Source organism: Litchfieldella anticariensis FP35 = DSM 16096, from assembly GCF_000409775.1.
GTDB classification, from domain to species: Bacteria; Pseudomonadota; Gammaproteobacteria; order Pseudomonadales; family Halomonadaceae; genus Litchfieldella; species Litchfieldella anticariensis.
The window spans coordinates 43,574-63,751 of record NZ_KE332397.1; the positions used below are offsets into that span (position 1 = coordinate 43,574).

The 20,178-nt window shown below is 59.2% G+C and carries 18 protein-coding genes and 1 tRNA gene; 11 read left to right on the forward strand and 8 right to left on the reverse strand.

What is annotated here, in order from left to right; genetic code table 11:
* Positions 1-45: 45 nt before the first annotated feature.
* Positions 46-1,875, forward strand: a complete 1,830-nt coding sequence (locus L861_RS23235; protein WP_016419112.1) for a putative bifunctional diguanylate cyclase/phosphodiesterase — start codon at positions 46-48, stop codon at positions 1,873-1,875.
* 44 nt (positions 1,876-1,919) lie between these two features.
* Here L861_RS23235 and phrB read toward each other — a convergent pair whose 3' ends face one another.
* The 3 genes from phrB to L861_RS23250 all read right to left on the reverse strand — a co-directional run bounded on the left by phrB (position 1,920) and on the right by L861_RS23250 (position 4,719).
* The gene (gene phrB, locus L861_RS23240; protein WP_016419113.1) at positions 1,920-3,332 is read right to left on the reverse strand and encodes a deoxyribodipyrimidine photo-lyase; all 1,413 of its coding nucleotides are present in this window, start codon (positions 3,330-3,332) and stop codon (positions 1,920-1,922) included.
* Positions 3,333-3,358: 26 nt separating this feature from the next.
* The gene (locus tag L861_RS23245; protein WP_027947892.1) at positions 3,359-4,270 is read right to left on the reverse strand and encodes a MerR family transcriptional regulator; all 912 of its coding nucleotides are present in this window, start codon (positions 4,268-4,270) and stop codon (positions 3,359-3,361) included.
* Positions 4,271-4,347: 77 nt separating this feature from the next.
* Positions 4,348-4,719 (reverse strand): sirohydrochlorin chelatase, encoded by a 372-nt coding sequence (locus tag L861_RS23250; RefSeq protein ID WP_016419115.1) that lies wholly within the window; start codon positions 4,717-4,719, stop codon positions 4,348-4,350.
* Between the two features lie 220 nt (positions 4,720-4,939).
* Here L861_RS23250 and L861_RS23255 point away from each other — a divergent pair, with 220 nt between their 5' ends.
* Positions 4,940-5,836, forward strand: coding sequence for a TIGR01777 family oxidoreductase (locus L861_RS23255; RefSeq protein WP_016419116.1), 897 nt, complete (start codon positions 4,940-4,942; stop codon positions 5,834-5,836).
* 17 nt (positions 5,837-5,853) lie between these two features.
* Here L861_RS23255 and rapA read toward each other — a convergent pair whose 3' ends face one another.
* Together rapA and L861_RS23265 are read right to left on the reverse strand one after the other, a co-directional pair.
* Positions 5,854-8,799: an RNA polymerase-associated protein RapA gene (gene rapA, locus L861_RS23260; RefSeq protein WP_016419117.1), complete on the reverse strand. Its 2,946-nt coding sequence runs from the start codon at positions 8,797-8,799 to the stop codon at positions 5,854-5,856.
* Between the two features lie 248 nt (positions 8,800-9,047).
* Positions 9,048-9,848 (reverse strand): TlpA disulfide reductase family protein, encoded by an 801-nt coding sequence (locus L861_RS23265; protein ID WP_016419118.1) that lies wholly within the window; start codon positions 9,846-9,848, stop codon positions 9,048-9,050.
* A 124-nt stretch (positions 9,849-9,972) separates the two neighbouring features.
* Here L861_RS23265 and L861_RS23270 point away from each other — a divergent pair, with 124 nt between their 5' ends.
* A complete protein-coding gene (locus tag L861_RS23270; RefSeq protein WP_016419119.1) occupies positions 9,973-10,221 on the forward strand; it encodes a hypothetical protein in 249 nt (82 codons plus the stop codon).
* On the opposite strand, the gene L861_RS23275 is transcribed toward L861_RS23270, so the two are convergent.
* Positions 10,218-10,640: a VOC family protein gene (locus L861_RS23275; protein WP_016419120.1), complete on the reverse strand. Its 423-nt coding sequence runs from the start codon at positions 10,638-10,640 to the stop codon at positions 10,218-10,220. The two genes, L861_RS23270 and L861_RS23275, sit on opposite strands and share 4 nt — an antisense overlap.
* Before the next feature lie 370 nt (positions 10,641-11,010).
* Between L861_RS23275 and L861_RS23280 the strand changes: the two genes are divergently transcribed.
* Together L861_RS23280 and polX are read left to right on the forward strand one after the other, a co-directional pair.
* Positions 11,011-11,427 carry a CBS domain-containing protein gene (locus L861_RS23280; protein ID WP_016419121.1) on the forward strand — a complete coding sequence of 139 codons (417 nt, stop codon included), beginning with the start codon at positions 11,011-11,013 and terminating at the stop codon, positions 11,425-11,427.
* Positions 11,428-11,589: 162 nt separating this feature from the next.
* Positions 11,590-13,308: a DNA polymerase/3'-5' exonuclease PolX gene (gene polX, locus L861_RS23285; protein ID WP_016419122.1), complete on the forward strand. Its 1,719-nt coding sequence runs from the start codon at positions 11,590-11,592 to the stop codon at positions 13,306-13,308.
* Positions 13,309-13,402: 94 nt separating this feature from the next.
* Here polX and L861_RS23290 read toward each other — a convergent pair.
* Together L861_RS23290 and ispB are read right to left on the reverse strand one after the other, a co-directional pair.
* Positions 13,403-13,479, reverse strand: a tRNA-Pro gene (locus L861_RS23290).
* 75 nt (positions 13,480-13,554) lie between these two features.
* Positions 13,555-14,529 (reverse strand): octaprenyl diphosphate synthase, encoded by a 975-nt coding sequence (gene ispB, locus L861_RS23295; RefSeq protein WP_016419123.1) that lies wholly within the window; start codon positions 14,527-14,529, stop codon positions 13,555-13,557.
* A 258-nt stretch (positions 14,530-14,787) separates the two neighbouring features.
* On the opposite strand from ispB, the gene rplU reads away from it, so the two are divergent.
* From rplU to murJ, 6 genes are all read left to right on the forward strand, one after another.
* Entirely contained in the window at positions 14,788-15,099 is a 312-nt protein-coding gene (rplU, locus tag L861_RS23300; RefSeq protein ID WP_016419124.1) for a 50S ribosomal protein L21, read from the forward strand.
* A 32-nt stretch (positions 15,100-15,131) separates the two neighbouring features.
* Positions 15,132-15,389: a 50S ribosomal protein L27 gene (gene rpmA, locus L861_RS23305; RefSeq protein WP_016419125.1), complete on the forward strand. Its 258-nt coding sequence runs from the start codon at positions 15,132-15,134 to the stop codon at positions 15,387-15,389.
* 86 nt (positions 15,390-15,475) lie between these two features.
* A complete protein-coding gene (gene cgtA, locus L861_RS23310; protein WP_016419126.1) occupies positions 15,476-16,666 on the forward strand; it encodes an Obg family GTPase CgtA in 1,191 nt (396 codons plus the stop codon).
* Positions 16,667-16,750: 84 nt separating this feature from the next.
* The gene (gene proB, locus L861_RS23315; protein ID WP_027947891.1) at positions 16,751-17,890 is read left to right on the forward strand and encodes a glutamate 5-kinase; all 1,140 of its coding nucleotides are present in this window, start codon (positions 16,751-16,753) and stop codon (positions 17,888-17,890) included.
* A 243-nt stretch (positions 17,891-18,133) separates the two neighbouring features.
* Entirely contained in the window at positions 18,134-18,400 is a 267-nt protein-coding gene (gene rpsT, locus L861_RS23320; protein WP_016419128.1) for a 30S ribosomal protein S20, read from the forward strand.
* A 240-nt stretch (positions 18,401-18,640) separates the two neighbouring features.
* Positions 18,641-20,164 carry a murein biosynthesis integral membrane protein MurJ gene (gene murJ, locus L861_RS23325; protein WP_081645945.1) on the forward strand — a complete coding sequence of 508 codons (1,524 nt, stop codon included), beginning with the start codon at positions 18,641-18,643 and terminating at the stop codon, positions 20,162-20,164.
* Positions 20,165-20,178 lie beyond the last annotated feature (14 nt).

The following is a 20,178-nucleotide window of genomic DNA, read 5'->3' on the forward strand; positions in this document are numbered from 1 at the left end:
TTTGTCGAACAATCAACAGACTTCATACCAAGCCGATGAAACCACATGTGGCCACCGTTTTCCCTTAATCGCCCACTGATATGGATGGGGCTCTCCGCACTGGCCGCGATCGGCTGGTTGCCCAGCGTGTGGTTGCGCCTCATGGCATTGGTCTTCGTGGGAGCGGGAGTGGCGGATGCTTGGCGCCAGATGCAACATGAGCATCGTCGCCGGCGACTTTCGGAAGAAGCCCTGAAACTCTCCGCCGATGGAGTAGTGATCAGCGATGCCCGCAACCGCATCGTTGCCGTCAACCCTGCCTTTACCCAAATCACCGGCTATACATTGGAGGAAGTCAAGGGGCAGGATCCCTCGGTGCTATCGTCGGGCCGCCATGACAAGGCATTTTACGATCGTTACTGGCAGACCCTGCAAGCCACCGGCTGCTGGGAGGGTGAGATATGGAATCAGCGCAAGCATGGCGACCAGTTCCCCGAGTGGTTGCGGGTGCAGGCTTGTCCGGACAGCAAGGGGCGATTAAGTCACTACGTCGGGCTGTTTACCGATATTTCACGACACAAGGCGCGTGAGCAGGACTTGCGTCGTATCGGTTTCGAGGATCCTCTGACCGGGCTACCCAACCGGCGTCGCCTACACGACCTGATGACCTCACGCCTGCGACATTTGCGGGCTGGCGAGGGGCTGGACATGGCGCTCATTGACATCGACACCTTCAAAGCCATCAACGATGCCATGGGAGTCGACTGTGGCGATCGCCTGCTGGCACGCTTTGGTCAGCGTCTCGCCGGTCATGTCGCCGGCGGTGTGGTGGGGCGTCTGGGAGGTGATGAGTTCATGGTGATTCGCACTACCACCTTCGACGACCACGACAAGTGGGTGAGTGGGTTGCGTGATCATCTCAGTGAGCCCTTCGAGTTGGATGGCCACTCACTGCGCCTCGGGTTGACCATTGGGAGCTGCCGAGCGCCTGAAGATGGCAATGACTCGGGGGTGTTGTTCCAGCGCCTGGAATCGGCGCTCTATAGTGCCAAGCGACATGGCCGCAATCATGATCAGCGTTTCCGCCCTTCACTGGATGTGGCTGGAGATCGTCAGCTTGCCTTGGTCAACGAGTTGCGCACGGCTCTGGCCAAGGGAACCCAGCTCGAACTGCACTACCAGACCCAACACACTCTGGGGAACGGCGCTCTGGTGGGAATGGAAGCGTTATTGCGTTGGCGCCACCCCGAGCACGGGATGATTTCTCCAGGCGACTTCATTCCGCTTGCCGAACGGCATGGCCTGATGTCGTCTCTAGGCAGTTGGGTGGTCGAGCGGGCGATTGCCCAACTGGCAAGCTGGCGCATAGCGGGTATGGCCGAGATCCCGGTGTGGGTCAACATATCCGCGTTGCAGTTGATCCAGGGAGATCTGGAGGCCCGCTTGGCGGCCTGCCTGGCACAGCACCGTGTGCCGGCTCGTCTGCTTGGGCTAGAACTGACCGAATCGGTGCTGCTTGATGAACGAGCTGGCGATATCTATCCGCGTCTTGAGGCATTGCGGGCCTTGGGCCATCAGATTGCCATTGATGATTTTGGCACTGGCTATTCCTCGTTGAGCTATCTCAAACGACTGCCGATCGATAAGTTGAAACTCGACCGTGCTTTCGTGCGTGCGTTGCCGGAGGATAGTGCCGACGCCGCCATCGTCGGTGCAGTATTGACCATGGCGCGTGGTTTGTCTCTGGAGGTGATTGCTGAAGGGGTGGAAACGACGGAGCAACGAAACTTCCTGCTGCATCATGGTTGCCCCTTGGTGCAAGGGTTCCTGTTCTCGCGTCCGGTACCCGCCGCTGAACTTGAAGCACGGCTACTGAAAGAGCCTCAACCGATCTGAGTCCGGGCTCGGAGAGAGGTTAGTCAATAGGTATCTTTTTCAGCTCAAGATGGCAGCGACTTGAATGCGTTCAAGGTGCGTTGACGCGCTGCGCGGTGATCGACGATAGGGGCAGGGTAGGAGACGGTATCGAGCAGATCGCGGGGCGGTGCATGGCGTACCTTGGCCGGAATCTTCGACAACTCGGGGACAAAGTCCGCGATGAACTTTCCCTCCGGGTCAAAGCGGCGAGACTGGGTGGTGGGGTTGAAGATGCGGAAGTAGGGAGCGGCATCGGTGCCGGTGGACGCTGCCCATTGCCAGCCACCATTGTTGGCGGCGAATTCACCATCGACCAAGTGATGCAGAAAAAAGGACTCACCGCGTCGCCAGTCGATCAGCAGGTGCTTGGTGAGAAACATGGCTGCCACCATACGCAGGCGGTTGTGCATCCAGCCGGTCTGAGTGAGTTGGCGCATGGCGGCATCGACAATCGGATATCCCGTGCGACCTTCGCACCAAGCTCGAAAACTTGGGTCGTCATCGCGCCAAGGCAGAGCCTCGGTATGCTGCTGGAATGCGTGATAACGGCATACCCGCGGGAAGCCCACTACGATATGTTGGTAGAATTCGCGCCATATCAACTCATTGCCCCAGGCTACTAAGCCAGGGTGTCCTTCGATCAAGCTCCCCTCGTTCTCGGCGAGTACCGCCTGCAGGCACTGACGATGCGAGATCATCCCCAGAGCCAGATAGGGGGACAGTTCACTGGTGCCACGGAGTACAGGGTAATCACGCCGCTCGTGGTAGTGTCTGCTCCGGTAATGCAGAAAACGTTTCAACCGCTCTGCCGCACGCCCTTGTCCTGCCGGCCACAGGCATGCATCGACTGGAGACGTGTCGAGCCTGGGCGGCGGTGGCAGTGGATCGGAGAGGATGGTCAGTCGAGTTTGAGGGCGCGGAGCATCGTGTAGAGCAAGATGGTGCGATTCGAGTTGGCGGTGCCAGGCTTTGGCGAAAGGGGTGAATACACGGTAGTAGTCGCCTTGGCTGGTGAGCAATTCTCCGGGAGCGAAGGCCACGGCGTCGGTATGGGCCTTAACCTCCAGGTTCGTCTTCTGAAAGGTGCCAAGTACCGCCGCATCGCGCTGCCATTCGTTGAGCGGGTATTCGCGGTTGAAATGCAGTCCGCTGGCGCCGTATTCGCGAGCGAGTGCCAGCAATGCGTCGGGAGCCTCATCGAAACTGTCAATATCACGATGCAGCAGAGGGATATTGAGCTTGGCAAGATCCTCGCGTAGCGCTGTTACTCCGCGTGCCCAAAAGTCCAGTTTGTTGGCGCCATGGCCATGGTGCTGCCACTGCTTCAGGCTGCGCAAAAAAACGGCGATTACCGGCCCTTGTGCCGCAGCCGCACTCAGGGCGCTATTGTCGTGGGTGCGCAGGTCACTGCGAAACCATACCAGCTTGGGCGCCATGCGACCTCCACTTCTCGCCTGGATTCTCAGGCACTGATGAGGGAAGCGAGTTTGGTGATCGCTTTAGGTGGATCGTCGCCGAGAATCGCCACCTGGCTATCCTGGAGGTCATGCTGACGGATCCGCGCCACGGGGCCGCATAGGCCCACGGGTACGTCAAGCTGATCAGCCAGACGTGGCAACTGGCGTCGAATCATATCGGCTCGCTCGGCCTGACCACTGCATAGCAACAAGGCGGCAGCTTTGAAGCGTTCCACTGCCAACGGCAGTTCGCTGAAAGGTAGTGGGGCATCGAAGAAATGTACTCGATACCTGGCTTGGGAAGCCGCCAGGGCGATCAGCAGACTCCATAGCATCCCTTGGTCTTCAGGGAGTCGGCCGATCAGTAGCACGGGGCCAGGGTTTACCAGGTTGGCATGGTAGAGTCGGGTTCCGGTCCGCGTTCGCAGAAAGGCTTCCAGTGTGCGACGTTGCAAGGCAGCGCCGAGGTGGCTATCCCAGCGTTCTTCCAGTTCGTCTACCAGTGGCTTGAACAACTCGCTGAGACAGGTTTCGACTGGATAGAGCGCCATGCACTGGTTGAACAAGGCGTCCAGGCGTGACAGGTCCAACGATTCCACGGCGGCCACTAATTGATAGCGCTGGCTGGGCCAGTCGCCGGCAATGGGGTCGGGAGTCTCGGCGACGTGGGGCTGGTCAAGTAATTCGCGCACTTGGCTGACGGGTACGCCGCGATTCAGCCACTGTAGGATATGCTCGATGCGTTCGATATCATCGGAAGCATAGAGCCGATGGCCCTTGGGGGTGCGCTGGGGGCGAATCAGGCTATAACGGCGCTCCCAGGCACGCAGTGTCACCGGGTTAACACCGGTCAGGCGTGAAACCTCACGTATCGGATAAAGTGGCGCATTGGTCGGGTGAGTCGCATTGTCACTCATGCGCACTGTTGCCTCTTGAGGATTCTGCGGAAGGTGCTGGGTGGTGTCCGTGATCCCCGACTCCACCAGCAGCCGTATCATGATCGGGTTGTGCGTTCATCGATGATGCTGGCCAAGGCCTCGACGAAGGCTGGGTGCTCCCCTACCGGGGCCAGAAGTGTCAAGCGGATGTTAGGGTGAGTCCGATGCAGAGCCTCGATCTGACCGGGAACATCCTCTCGCAGGTGGCGGCCGGCAGCGAAGAACAGCGGAAGGATGTCGGCGCGTGTCGTACCCTGTGACTGGAGTTCTGTAATGGTGGCTTCCAGTGAAGGGTCGCAAAGCTCCATGTAGGCCAGGCGTAGTGGGGTTGGAGAACGCTGTGCCAAGGACATCGCCAGGTGGTCGAAAGGCGCGCGCCAGTTCGGATCACGCGAGCCGTGAGCGAGTAGTATCAGCGCGTGGGACATGGTGCGTTCGCCTCCGCTGGTAAATCCGGCGCTGAGGTGGAGGTAGAGTGGTTTGCCAACAGTGCCACCTGAGCGCTGATATGAACTGTCATCTAGACTACCAAAAGCGTACAAGCGCTGTATAACTCATTGCGATGCCACGTCTCACTGGCAGTCAACGCTCTCGAGTCCGTACGGCGGGTCGGGTCGATGCGGGGCATCAGCGATAGTGGAGGGAACCATGCGCGTCTTGATCACGGGAGGCTCCGGGTTTGTCGGTCGTCGGCTGTGTGAACGTCTGGCCAAAGCGGACCACTCACTTCTGGTCGTGTCCCGCGACCCCACCAGAGCGCGTCGTGTCTTACCCGCCGGAACCGATGTCGAGACGTCGGTGCTGGCTTTTACTGATCGAGCACCCGAGGCGATCGTCAACTTGGCGGGAGAGTCAATTGCCGATCGGCGCTGGAGCGATGAGCAAAAACGACGTCTGATCGACTCCCGGGTCAATATCACTCGTGACCTGGTGATGCTTTGCCAGCATCTCGAAAGTCCGCCTGCGGTAATGGTGTCGGGCTCCGCCATGGGGTATTACGGCGACCAGGGCGAGCGGGAGGTCGCCGAGGACACACCTCCCCACGATGAGTTCGCGCATCGACTGTGCGAGAGCTGGGAACAAGCGGCGCGTGAGGCGGAGGAGTATGGCGTGCGGGTGGCGTTGATCCGAATCGGCCTGGTACTGGAGCAGGGCGGCGGTACGCTGGCCAAGATGTTGCCCCCTTTCAAGCTAGGATTGGGGGGACGTTTCGGGAGTGGCCGTCAATTCATGCCTTGGGTACATCGCGAAGATCTGGTACGCATCATCGAGTTCCTGCTCGAACGAGACGATTTGCGGGGCCCCTTCAACGGTTCCGCTCCACACCCGGTGACCAACGCCGAGTTCTCACAAGCGTTGGCGCGACACTTGCGACGCCCGGCAATGTTGCCGGTACCGGCCTTCGTATTGAAGGCCGGTTTTGGCGAGATGTCTCGATTGTTGCTGACCGGAGCGGATATGCGCCCGGCTCGCTTGCAGGCGGCCGGGTTCGAATTTCGCTATCCGACCTTGGATGAGGCATTGGCAGCGATTCTGCGCCAATAGATAGCGCAGAGGGTCGTTCAGCGGCTGTCCTTGTCCACCGTGACGATCACGCGCACAGCGTCGAGGCGCAAACGGGTATTCTCGATGGCGGTATCCAGCGTGGTGCGCTCGTCTTGCAGCGCCTGCAGCTCATCCTCGCGCACCGCAGGGTTGTGCCGTGATAGCGCCTGCAGGCGTGCCAGCTCGGCATTCAGGCTATTGCGCATACGAAACTGGGCTGCCTCGACGATACTTGGCAATTCGCGCTCGGCTTCCGTCTCACCGACACTCAGCAACTCGCGAAGCCGGTCGTGGCGGGTCTTGATCAGGTCGCGAGCCACTGCCTTCTTGACCTTCTGCAGGTTCTTCGACAATCCGCTGAAGGAGACTTTGTCGGAGAGATTGGCGCCCGACTCGTCGAGCAGTACCCGTATCGCCGTGGGTGGCAGGAAGCGGTTAATGTGCAGTCGTTTAGGGGCTGGGCAATAGGTGCGGAACACCAACTCGACCATCACCCTGCCGGGCGGAATTGCTGGATGCTTGAGCAGAGCCAGGGCGGTATTGCCCATGGTGCCACTCAGGATGCGTCCCATCATCTCGCGCAGCAAGGGGTGCTCCCAGGACAATCGCTGGACATCGTCACGGGCTAGCGCGCGAGAGCGTAACAAGGTCGCCGTGAATCCTTCTTCGCCTTTCACCAATCCTGGCAGGCCATCGAGCATCTGAGGGCTAGGCTGAAGCAACATCAGGTCACTGCCGAGCTCCTGACTGTCGACCCCGAAGATGTCCAGCGCCTGGTCGAGATAGCGGGGCAGTGCTGGGTCGTCGTCGAGCTCATGGATAGCCTGAGCCACTTCCTCGGCACGATCATGGCGGCAGGCATTGAGTTCCAGCAGGCGATTGCGCCCGGCATCGCGTTCGGCGAGCTTGGTGGCAAACAGTGCTCGTGTTTCCTCAATGATTTCGTCGAGCCCGTTGGTATCGAGCAGGGCGTCGGCCAGAACATCGCCGAAGGCATCATAAAGTTCGCTACCAACTCCGTGTGGGGCACTGAACGCATCCATGCCTTCGTCGTACCAGCGCAAAAGCCGCGCGCCGGGACTATCCTCGAAGGTTGCTATGTACAGTTCGATGGCGTGCTGCTGGCCGATACGATCGAGCCGTCCAATCCGCTGCTCGAGCTGATCGGGGTGCAGGGGTAGATCGAACATCACCAGGTGACGGCAGAACTGAAAGTTGCGCCCTTCGGAGCCGATCTCCGAGCATATCATCACTTGGCAGCCTTCCTCCTCATCAGCGAAGGCGGCAGCGGCGCGGTCGCGCTCGACCAGGGTCATTCCCTCGTGGAATAGCGGTGCATGCACGCCGCCCAGCACTCGCAACCCTTCGGCCAAACCAGCAGCAGTGTCGCGATGATGCGCAATCACCAGCACCTTGTCGTGGCCAACGTCGGTGAGTAACTCCAATAGCCAGGTGACGCGCGGGTCGAACTGCCACCAGGGTTCGGCATTCAACGGGTCATCCGCCAGCGCGCGATACATAGTGTCGAGGTGAAGTATGACCTCGGGATGGTCGAGGCCGGTCTCGATCAGCAATTCATCGAGATAGTCTTCGTCGCGCGCCAAGCGACGAAGCACGCGACGGTAGGGCGAGGGCAGTTCTAGAGTCGTTAGGTGCAGATGACGTTCGGGAAAGCCACCGACATGACGTCGGCTGTTACGAAACATCACTCGGCCAGTGCCGTGGCGGTCGAGCAACTGCTCGCGAAGTTGGGCCTTGGCTGATTCGCGCTGGGGGGGGCCACTCTCCGAGTCGAGCAGAGTATCGAGCAGTGCCTGACTGTCGGAATCGTCGATCACTGCACCAATGCAATCACGGTCATCGCTGTTGCTCCTGTTGTCGCCGGACAGCCGTTCCAAGGCATCGATGGCTTCGGCGACACGGACATAACCTTGTTCTTCCGTCTTGAAGCGCTCTAGGCTCTGGTAGCGGTCTGGATCGAGCAGGCGCAGACGGGCGAAATGGCTTTCCATGCCCATCTGCTCTGGCGTGGCGGTCAGCAACAATACGCCAGCAGTGGTCGCGGCCAGACGTTCTACGCAGGCATAGCCGGGACCGCTGTGCTCCGGTGTCCAGTCCAGGTGGTGAGCTTCATCGACGATCAGCAGATCCCAATCACAGGCCTGGGCTTGTGTCTGGCGATGGGGGTTGGCGAATAGCCACTGCTGGCTGGCGAGGATCAACTGACCGGACTCGAAAGGATTGGTCTCTGCCTGGGCCTGACTCTGGTGCTCGTCGAGCAGGGTGACGTCGAGTGCGAAGCGGCGCAGTAGCTCCACCAGCCACTGATGGGTCAAACTGTCGGGTACCAGGATCAACGCACGCTCGGCACGGCCAGTAAGCAGTAAACGATGCAGAATCAGCCCGGCTTCGATAGTCTTGCCCAATCCCACTTCATCGGCCAGTAGTACCCGCGGTGCGTGGCGGCTGGCCACCTCATCAGCGATATACAACTGGTGGGGAATCAGGTCGATCTTGGGACCCGCCAGGCCCAGTGCCGGATTCTGCTCGATACGATGATGATGGTGCAGGGTGCGGAAACGCAGGTCGAACCAGTCATTGCGATCGACCTGACCGGTCAGCAAACGGTCACGGGCTTGGTCGAACTGCATGGTGTCGGCGAGGCGGGCTTCGGGGAGCTCGTGGATCTGGCCTTGGTCATCCTCGCCGATGTAGACGATCAGACCATCGATTTCCTTGCTGTCGTCGACGATCATCTGCCAGCCTTCGGCGGATTGAATACGGTCGCCACTGCCAAAGGCGACTCGGGTCAACGGGGGTTGGCGAACGCTATAGGTTCGGGTTTCCTGGCTGGCGCTGAAGAGTACGGTCACAGTGCGGAAATCGCAATTCAAGACGGTGCCCAGGCCCAGCTCGGCTTCGCCGTCGCTGATCCAGCGCTGACCGGGAGAAAATTCGCTCATGATGCCTCGGATGATCAACAGATGCTGCGCAAGTCAGTGGCCGCTCGCCCACGAGCCGCTTTACGAGCGGTCCTGAACGTCGGCAGGGCGCGGTATGGTACCGGAAAGTGTCGCGTCGCTTAAGGGGAACTCCGCATAAAAACATGCATGGCCCCGGTTCGCCTACCGTCCCGTTGCTGCGCTACCCTTCATCGATCTCTTCGGCATTTTCCCGAGAGGCAGCGTTCCCCCGCAAGCCGTCTCGGAGGTCAGCGGCTACCGAGCCAAGCTTCGAGCTGGGTGCGTGACAGCTCACCAACATGCCGCTCGAGAGCCTGACCGTCAGCATCGAACAGTAAGGTCGTTGGCAGCCCTGGCGACTCGGTCAACGCCATTAGCTCTTGATGAGGGTCGAGCAATGGATAGCGGAATTCGAGTCCCTGCTCGTCAAGATAGCGGACGACTTGCATCAGATCCTCGCCTTGGTTGGCGACCACGACGGTGACACCATCGCGAGCGCTAGCCTCCGCGAGCATTGGCATCTCGCGCAGGCAGGGTGGGCACCAGGTGGCCCACAAGTTGATCAATACGCGCTCACCACGCAGGTCTTGCAGGTTGACGCTGTTGCCCTCAAGGTCTGTGAGGGCCAGGTCGGGCAGTTCCTGCAGTGTCATGTCGTTGCCAAGTGGGTTCTGCATCATCAGTACGAGCCACAAGGTCGAGGCTCCTCCCAGCAGGGCCACTCCTCCAATCAGACGCAGGAAGTGGTCGCGTAGGGCCCAGGCGGTCCAGATCGCCGCCGCCAATAACCCCCACAAGCCGTGAAAGCCGGGCTGCCAGAACTTGAGTATATCCAGAGGTGCTTGTGCATAGATTTCGGCATGGGTCAGTGCATGGCCTAGCCGGGCACCCACTAACCAGACGATCAGCAGAATACTGAACCAGCGCACATGGCGTTGGCGGGGCAGCCCCAGCAACAACAGGCTGGTCAGCAACAACAATAGCGCTGCAGCAAAAGCATACAGGCGCGGCAAGGAGATCAGTACCGGTCCCAGGGCAATGGCATCCATGATGAGAGAGTCGCTCCAAGTGGTTCAGGGTCGGCGCGTGCGGCCGATCAGGCTACAATGCCACGATTTACCGCTAGCCTAATGTTGCCGTCACGGGCTGTCACTTACCGGTTTGGGAGCCTATATGGCCAAACCTACCTTCGATGTACTGCGGGCTCTGGCCATTGCCAGCCAGGCACTGGGGTTCATTACCATCATCACATTGGAAACGCTGATGGGTGATGCCGCTCGCTTCTGGCAAGGGTGGACGCTGGCGCTGATGGTAATCGCAGCGTTGTGGATTGCGCTGGTGCGACTCTACCGCCGCAACAAGGCCCGTAAGACGTGGGTGGCGCGCCAGCGAGCAGCTAGAGAGGAAGAGGATGAAGCCTAGCTGTGATCAGGTGTGGCGAATCGCAGGTTCGATAATGCGCAGCGGCGAGGGTCGATAGTGATTACCTGCAGGTGATGCCCTTCAGGCATTCGGCAGTGCAATACGCGCCAGGCACAGCCAGGAGCACTGCTACCCTCGCTTTCGAACAGCGTTGCGCCATGACGTCGTAGATGATCGCAGGTAGTGGGGAATTCGGTGTCGCTGACCTCGAGCGTCATGCGCCGGGGAGGGGAGGGATCATTGGCGGCCAGGAGCATCAAGATTTGTGTGTGGCCGCGTTCATCGGTGCCCAGTTCGAAGGTGGCACCGTTGGATGTGCGTAGCAGTAGCGGTAGTGCCAGAACGTCGAAGCAGAAGCGGACCATCGCGTCCAGGTCGCGTACTTGGAGTACGGCTCTGTCGAGTGAGAGGCGTTGCATCGTGAGCATCCTTGGTCAGGGTGTTGTTGTATCGCCCAGTGTGAACCAAGTCTTTGCCTGTCGCCGCTGGATTCTTTTGATGCTCTTGATTGAGCGAGGCTATTCTCTTTCCCTTCGTACCGCCGTTATGTCAGAAATCCTTTTGTGGCAGATGAGGCTATTACACGCTTTCTCGCATTTGGGGGTGAACGACAAAAGCAACTAGCCTTGTAGGTAAGGAGGAAGAGATAGAGAAAACCTCCTGCATGGACTGGCTACAGGTGAGCGGCGGTCTGTTGGCTGAGTAGTGGGAAACTCGCGTTTCCACACTGATGTAAGGATCGCCTTGATGGATCAAGCATGAATGTATCGTTATCAAGGAGGCCCACCCATGAGAGTCAGCGAAGCCATGTATCGTGGTGTCGAATGGTCTGGTCCCGATGTGTCGGTGAGAGAAATTGCTCGCATCATGCGTGACAAGGATATTGGCGCAATTCCTATTGGTGAGAACGATAAGCTGATCGGTATGGTCACTGATCGGGATATCGTTGCGCGTGGAATCGCCGAACAAGGAGATGTCTCCAATTTGACAGCAAGAGATGTCATGAATGAGGGCATCGTTTACTGCAAGGATAGCCAGGAGCTTGGTGAAGCGGCCAGACTCATGGAAGAGAAGCAAGTGAGGCGTCTCGTTGCCATTGACGAGAACAAGCGTATGGTGGGTATTTTGAGTTTGGGCGATATTTCCCATCGCGCATCATCGTCAATGGTTGCCGAGTTCGCGGAGAAGGTTTCCGCTCCTCACTGACCTGCCGGTGGCATGCATATGCCGCCCTTTATTTGCCATATGAGTGTTGTCATTCGCGGTGCGCTTAGCGCACCGCGTGTCGCTAAGACAACCTTCAGCTCATCAATATCTATCAATGCATAATGTCGGCGAGGGATCACCCCATGAGATAGGGGGTATCGTATGCCACTGCATAATCGTGATATCGCCGGACAATTCGATGAAGTGGCCGACCTGCTGGAAATCCAAGGTGCCAATACCTTCCGCGTGCGTGCCTATCGCAATGCGGCACGTACGTTGCGAGATCTACCGCATAGCATCATTGATATGGTCGAAGCCGGTGAGAAGCTGACGGAGCTGCCAGGCATAGGAAAGGATCTGGCAAGCAAGATCGAAACCATCGTGAAAACCGGCAAGTTTCCACAACTCGACAAGTTGAAAAAGAAAGTGCCGGCGGGGCTCACCGAGATCAAGGGAATTGCCGGACTCGGACCAAAACGAGTCGAGAAGCTTTATGAAGCACTGGGCGTGGAGGACTTGAAAGGGCTGAAAAAAGCCGCCGAGGATGGTCGAGTTCGTGAGCTGTCAGGTTTCGGAAGGAAAACTGAGGAGAATATCCTTCACGAGTTGGAAACTCGTGGTAGCGGTACGCGGAGAAGCTTGCTTTCTGAAGCCGAAAGTCGTGCCGAGCCACTCGTCGATTATCTCGACAGTATTGATGGAGTCGACAAGGTGGTGGTTGCTGGCAGTTACCGTCGTCGGAAAGAAACGGTCGGTGATCTCGATGTTCTGGTGTCCTGCACCAAGAACTCGCGGGTCATGCAGCGCTTCATCGACTACGAAGACGTCGAGGAGGTGGTTTCTCAAGGCGAGACGCGCGCTAGTGTGATCCTCAGGGGCGGTCTGCAGGTCGACCTTCGCGTGGTAGCGTCAAGCAGCTACGGTGCCGCGCTGGTCTATTTCACTGGCTCGAAAGCGCATACCGTGCAAGTTCGCAAGATGGGACAGGAGCAGGGGCTCAAGATCAACGAATATGGCGTCTTCGAAGGTAACAAGCGGGTTGCCGGCAAGACCGAAGAGGGAGTCTACGAGGTGCTGGGGCTGCCCTACATTGAGCCGGAGTTGCGTGAGAAACGGGGAGAGTTCGAAGCGGCACTAGATAACGCCTTGCCCGAGCTCGTCACGCTGAGTGATATCAAGGGCAACTTGCATAATCACACCAAGGCTTCTGACGGTTCCGCTACCCTGCGCGAGATGGCAGAGGCGGCCAAGGCTCAGGGGTGGGCCTATCTTGCCATCACCGATCATTCAAAAGCGCTGCGTATCGCCAATGGTCTGGATGAAGAGCGCTTGGCCAAACAGATCGACGAGATCGATGCCCTGAATGATGAACTCAGCGACATCACGCTGCTGAAGTCGATCGAAGTGGATATTCTGGAGAATGGCAGTCTAGACCTGCCTGATACCATATTGCAGCGACTCGATTTGCGGGTCTGCTCCGTACACAGCCATTTCGGGCTGTCTCGGGACAAGCAGACACGCCGTCTCCTACGGGCTATGGACAACCCTTGCTTCAATATACTGGGCCATCCCACTGGTCGGTTGATTGGATCGCGGGAGGCCTATCCCGTCGATATGGAACGGGTCATCGATCATGCCAAGGAGAATGGCTGTGTGTTGGAGATCAATGCCCAGCCACAACGGCTCGACCTCGATGACGTTTACTGCAAGATAGCCTGCGAAGTAGGTGTAAAGCTGGCTATCAGTACGGATGCCCACACCCCCCACCATTTCGGCTTCATGCGTTATGGCATCGACCAGGCGCGCCGTGGTTGGGCCACGGCCGAGGATGTGGTCAATACGCGCTCTCTGAAAGGGTTGCGTGAACTAATGACGCGGTAGTGCACAGTTTGTGCACTGGATGGCAGAAAGGGGGCTGATAAAAAGAAAAACCGCCATCTGGAAACAGAGATGGCGGTTTTTTTGCGGTGTTCTCTGGTCGGAGCGACAGGATTCGAACCTACGACCTCTGCCTCCCGAAGGCAGCGCTCTACCAAGCTGAGCTACGCTCCGACGACGTTGGGCTGGCGCCTCAACGGTGGGCTATTATACGGACTCCCAACCTAGATGCAATATGTAGGCATCCGCTCAGTTCTCGCGCTCAACGGCCAGTCGAGCGAGTTCTGCCATGCTGTCGCGATAGCGGCTGGGGGGCAGTGCATCGAGCTGTGCCAAGGCCTTGGCGGCCATTTCCTCGGCACGGGCACGCGTGTACTCCAAGGCACCGGTATCGCGGACGATGGCAAGTACATCATCGAGGTGATCGAGACCCCCTTGACGGATCGCTTGACGGATCAGCTTGGTCTGGTCTGGACTGCCGGCCACCATGGCCTGGATTAGGGGTAGGGTAGGCTTGCCTTCGGCAAGGTCGTCGCCGACGTTCTTGCCCATGGCTTGGGCATCGCCTTGGTAGTCGAGCAGGTCATCAATGAGTTGGAAGGCCAGCCCCAGATAGCGGCCGTAGTATTGCAGGGCGCTTTCCTGTTCGGGGCTGGCGCTGGCGAGGATCGCTCCGCTGTGCGAGGCGGCTTCGAATAGCATCGCCGTTTTGCCTTGAATCGTCTCAAAGTAAGCGGACTCATCGACGTCGGGATTGCCGACATTGGTGAGCTGCAGGACTTCGCCCTCGGCAATGGTGCAGGTCGCCGCGGAGAGCACATCCATGACCCGCATCGAGCCGACCTGGACCATCATTTGAAATGAGCGGGAATAGAGGAAGTCACCAACCAACACTGAGGGGGCGTTGCCCCACGCATCATTGGCGGTGGCCTTGCCTCGGCGCATGTGCGATTCATCGACCACGTCGTCATGCAGTAGGGTGGAGGTATGCATGAATTCGATCAGGGTAGCCAGGGTGACATGCTGGTTACCGTCGTACCCCAGAGCGCGTGCAGCCAGTAGTACCAATAGAGGGCGCAAGCGCTTGCCGCCACTCTCGATGATATAGTGGCCGATGGTTTCGACGAGCGGCACGCGAGAGGCCAACTGGGCGAGAATGGTACGATCGACAGCGGCGAAATCCTCCGCCACCACGGCATGGATGGGCGATGCTGTAGGCTGCATGGGCTAGCTGCTTGTAGAAGGTGGGGCCGTGCTTGGCAGTTAGCCATGCCGGCCTTGGATTGGGGGTAATGCTATGAGGGCCCCCGAGAGGCGTCAAGCAAGGGAGTAAAAGGGCTCCCTCTTGTGTCGCATACAGGGCGCGGTTATAATCCGCGACCCGACTCATCATGCTCCCTGTCAGATGGCTGCCGAAAGGGGCGCCACTCGCCGCAGGTCGACGAAGAGCGCAACCCGATGAGTGTTTGGAGAACGTCTACTATGTATGCAGTTATCAAGAGCGGTGGCAAGCAGTACCGCGTTCAGGAAGGCCAGACACTGAAGCTCGAGAAGCTGGAAGTGCCGACAGGCGAGACTCTCGAATTCGACCAGGTGCTGCTGGTCGCCGATGGCGGCGACGTCAAGGTCGGCGCGCCTTTGGTTGATGGTGCCAAGGTGGCTGCCGAAGTCGTGTCTCATGGGCGCGGCGATAAGGTGACGATCCTCAAGTTCCGTCGCCGTAAACACCACATGAAGCGTCAGGGCCACCGTCAGTGGTTCACTGAAGTCAAGATCACCGGGATCTCCGCGTAAGCGGATGCCCCTCAACGAGCGAGGTATTTGCAATGGCTCATAAGAAGGCTGCCGGTTCCACGCGTAACGGTCGCGATTCCGAATCCAAACGTCTGGGCGTCAAGCTGTTCGGCGGTCAGGCCGTCACTCCGGGCAACATCATCGTCCGTCAGCGTGGTACCAAGTTCCATGCTGGCGCAGGCGTTGGCATCGGCAAGGATCACACCCTATTCGCCTTGAACGAAGGTGTGGTCAAGTTCGAGACCAAGGGTCCGAAAAGCCGCAAGTTCGTGAGCGTCGTCTTCGCCTGAGAAATCACGAACGTTGCACTGAAAAGGCCCCGCCAGCGCGGGGCTTTTTCGTATCATGGCAGTAGTGGCTGCCAGGAGAATGACAGATGCAGTTCGTCGACGAAGCCTCGATCATCGTGGAAGCCGGCAAGGGTGGCAATGGTTGCCTGAGCTTTCGGCGCGAGAAGTACGTACCCAAGGGTGGCCCGGACGGTGGCGACGGTGGCCATGGGGGGAGTGTGTATCTGATCGGGGACGATGCCCTGAACACTCTGATCGACTTCAAGTACCAGCGTTTCTACAAGGGCCAGAACGGTCAACCGGGCATGGGGCGTCAGATGAGCGGCAAGGCTGGTGACGATCTGCACGTCAAGGTGCCGGTGGGCACTACGGTGATCGATGAGGATACCCTCGAGGTAATCGCTGATGTCACCGAGGCCGGTCAAGTGGTGTTGGTGGCCCAGGGCGGACGCCGCGGACTTGGCAACGTACATTTCAAGTCATCGACCAACCGTGCTCCTCGACGCACGACACCAGGAACCGAGGGCGAGCGTCGCAACCTACGCCTGGAGATGAAGGTCATGGCTGACGTCGGTCTACTGGGCATGCCCAATGCCGGCAAATCGACACTGATTCGTGCTGTTTCAGCTGCCAAGCCCAAAGTTGCCAACTATCCGTTCACCACGCTGGTGCCCAATCTTGGCGTGGTGAAGCTGGGCCAGCATGAACACTTCGTGATGGCCGACGTGCCGGGGCTGATCGAAGGTGCCTCGGATGGGGCTGGACTGGGGCTGCGCTTCCTCAAGCACCTGACCCGCACGCGGCTGCTGTTCCATGTCATCGATGTGGCCCCCTTTGACGAGTCCGACCCGGTGACAGCTGCCGAAGCGATCTTTCACGAGCTTGAGCAGTTCTCGCCGACCCTAGCCGAGCGGCCGCGCTGGCTGGTACTCAACAAGTTCGATTTGTTGCCGGAAGATGAGCGCGAGGCTCGGGCCAAGGAGATCATTGAGCAACTGGGTTGGGATGGCCCGGTGTTCCGTATCGCAGCGATCAGCGGTGAAGGTACCCAGGCACTGGTGCAGGCGGCGCATCGTTGGTTGACTGAGCAACGTCGCCTGGAGAACGAGGACGAAGAGGCTGCCGAACGCGAACGCGAGATGCGCGAACGCATGGAAGCCGAGGCGGTGGCACGTACCGAGGCGCGGCTTGGGCGCAAGCGCAAGCGTGACGACGAAGAGGATGACGACGACTTCGACGACGATGATTATGATGTCGAGGTCGAATATGTTCCTTGAGTGACAAACTGGTAGCGTTTGGCCATCGCTCGCCCAGTGTCGCGAATTTTATCGTGCTGAGTGATCCAGGCTTCAGGAGAGAGAATCGTGAGCAACGAGCAAGCACCAGGGCGCGAGGCGCTGTCCGGTGCGCGGCGGCTGGTGGTGAAAATTGGCAGTGCGTTGCTGACTAACGACGGACGAGGCCTCGACGAGGCTGCCATCGGTGGCTGGGTAGACCAGATTGCCGAGCTTCATCGCCGGGGAGTCGAGGTGGTCTTGGTCTCCTCCGGTGCTGTGGCTGCCGGTATGGTGCGGCTGGGTTGGCAGGCACGGCCATCCGCCGTACATGAATTGCAAGCGGCAGCGGCGGTAGGTCAGAACGTCCTGACCGAGTGTTACGAGGGGCACTTCGCTCGTCATCGCCTGCTTACCGCTCAGATCCTGCTGACCCATGACGACCTCTCTAACCGCAAGCGCTATCTCAATGCACGTTCAGCACTGCGTACCTTGGTCGATCTGCGGGTCGTGCCGGTGATCAACGAGAACGACACCGTGGTCACCGATGAGATTCGTTTCGGCGACAACGACACCTTGGGTGCCTTGGTGGCGAATTTGCTCGAGGCTGATGCGCTGGTCATTCTTACCGACCAGGAAGGGCTTTACGACGCCGATCCACGACATCATCCCGAGGCGCGTCTGATACATGAAGGGCGCGCTGATGATCCGGCTTTGGCTCTCGTGGCTGGTGGTGGCGGTGCATTGGGGCGCGGTGGTATGACCACCAAGGTGCGGGCGGCCAAGCTCGCGGCTCGTTCGGGTGCCGTCACGGCGATTGCCAGTGGCCGACAGCCCCAAGTGCTGGCCCGCCTGATCGAGGGCGAGCGCTTAGGCACGTTGCTGCGTCCGGAACAGGCGCCGATCGCTGCGCGCAAGCGCTGGCTGGCAGGCCAGCTTCAAGTGCGTGGCAGTTTGACGTTGGATGCCGGTGCGGTGAAAGTGCTTCGTGGGCGTGGTTCCAGCTTGCTGCCGGTGGGTGTCAAGGCGCTATCGGGAAGTTTCGTGCGTGGCGACATGGTGGTCTGTATTGACGAACAAGGGGAGCGGGTTGCCAAGGGGCTGGTCAATTACGGTGCCGAGGAAGCGGTGAAGATTCTCGGCAAGCCTAGCCACCAGATCGAATTGATACTCGGCTACATGGAAGCGCCGGAACTGATTCATCGCGATAACCTCGTGGTACTTTGAGGTGGTTTCCGACCGCATGTGTGGGACGCCTCGTGTGAGCTTCAGTCCCGAGGCATGCGGTTTCCAGGCATGTTGAATGTGGCAAGAGGGCGGGTGCCATGATAGAATGCGCCATCCTCTCAGACATGGCCCGGTGGTTGAGTTCAGCCAAAGTGGGGCAAGCCGGCTGGAAAATCTCTTATTTTTCAGTCAGGTCAAATAGTTACCGAATAGACGGTTTAGAATTTCTCCAAGGAGACAGTAGTGGCTAACAGCAAGCAAGCCCGCAAGCGTGCCCGTCAGGCGGAAGGCCGCCGTGTACTGAAGGCGAGTCAGCGCAGCATGGTTCGTACCTATATCAAGCGCGTCATCAAAGCCATCAATGGCGGTGACCACGCGCAGGCCATGGCTGAATTCAAGGCGGCGCAGCCGGTGATCGACCGTATCGCCGACAAGGACGTGCTGTCCAAGAAGAAGGCAGCGCGTCTGAAGAGTCGTCTGAACAAGCGAATTAAGGCGCTGGCTGCGTAAGCCGGACGCTTCAGGGACATTCTGGAATCCGTTGCGCCTTTAACAAGCGCTAGGTTTCCAGGGGATCCTGTAAAAAAACCGGCTTCGGCCGGTTTTTTTGTATTGCAGCACTTGTACTTCGGCCTCAAGGCAAACAAAGGCACGACGAGCAGCGTGAGCAACGACGACCGACAGACAACCTCGACGACCGACAGCACGGGTACGGTGGCAGCCGCTCAGCCGCCGGCACGTGCCGGACTGATGCGTTCAGGCATGATCGTCAGTGCCATGACCATGCTTTCACGGGTCATGGGGTTGGTACGGGATGTAGTGATTGCCACTTTGCTTGGTGCCGGTAGTGGGGCAGACGCTTTCTTCGTGGCGTTCAAGATTCCCAACTTCATGCGCCGGCTGTTTGCCGAGGGAGCGTTCAACCAGGCTTTCGTGCCAGTGCTTTCGGAGTATGCCACCCAACGCTCGAGGGATGAGGTGCGTGAATTGCTGGATGCGGTGGCTGGTAGTCTGGCGATGGTGCTGGCATTGCTTACGGCTGTTGCCATGCTGGCGGCCCCCTGGTTGGTGTGGTTGTTTGCTCCGGGCTTCGGCCGTGATCCCGAGAAGCTTGCCATGACCGCCGATATGCTGCGGTTGACCTTTCCTTACTTGCTGTTGATTTCACTGACGGCGTTTTCCGGCAGCGTGCTCAATACCTGGAACCGCTTTGCGGTGCCGGCCTTCACGCCGGTCTTGCTGAACCTGGCGCTGATCGGCGCGGCTCTGCTGTTGGCACCGCTGGTAAGTGAGCCGGCCTTGGCGCTGGCCTGGGGCGTGCTGATTGCCGGGGTCGCGCAATTGGCCTTTCAGGTACCGTTCTTGGCGCGCCTAGGCCTGTTACCTCGCCCATGGCCAGCTTTTGCTCACGAGGGAGTGCGACGTATCCTCAGGCTCATGACGCCGGCGCTGTTCGGCGTTTCGGTGTCGCAGGTCAACCTGCTGCTGGATACCGTGCTGGCATCGTTGCTGGCAGCGGGCAGCGTCTCCTGGCTGTATTACTCGGATCGCCTGGTGGAGCTGCCGCTCGGGGTGTTCGGGATCGCTATCGGTACCGTGATCCTGCCGGCTCTCTCCAAGCGCCACGCCGAGCAGTCCAGCGAACACTTCGCCGCCATGCTCGATTGGGCGCTACGCGGCGTATTGCTACTGGGCATGCCAGCAGCCCTGGCGCTGGCAGTGCTGGCCGAGCCGCTGTTGATCACATTGTTCCATTACGGTGCCATGACCGACCGCGACATCGCGATGGCGGCCATGAGCTTGCGTGCTTATGCGCTGGGGCTCGTTGCTTTCATGCTGATCAAGGTGTTGGCCCCCGGTTTCTTCGCTCGTCAGGACACCAAGACCCCGGTCAAGGTTGGCATCATCGCCATGGTGGCCAACATGGTGTTGAACCTGATCTTGATCTGGCCTCTGGCCCACGCTGGCCTGGCGCTCGCTACGTCGCTCTCCGCGTTTCTCAACGCCGGCCTGCTGGGCCATCTGCTACGCCGGCAAGGTGTGCTCCGTTTCCAGCCCGGTTGGGGGCGTTTCGCTTGTCAGCTAGGCGGTGGTTGTCTGGTGCTAGGGGTGGGGCTTGCTTGGCTGGCACCGGGTTGGCAGCAGTGGTTGGGCTGGGAGTTGGAGACTCGGGTGCTTCATCTATCCGGTTTGGTGGTAGGCGGTGTGGCGGTATATTTTGCGTGGTTGGCGCTGGTGGGGATTCGCCTGCGGCACTTTCGTTTGCAAGGATAGGTGATGACATGGAT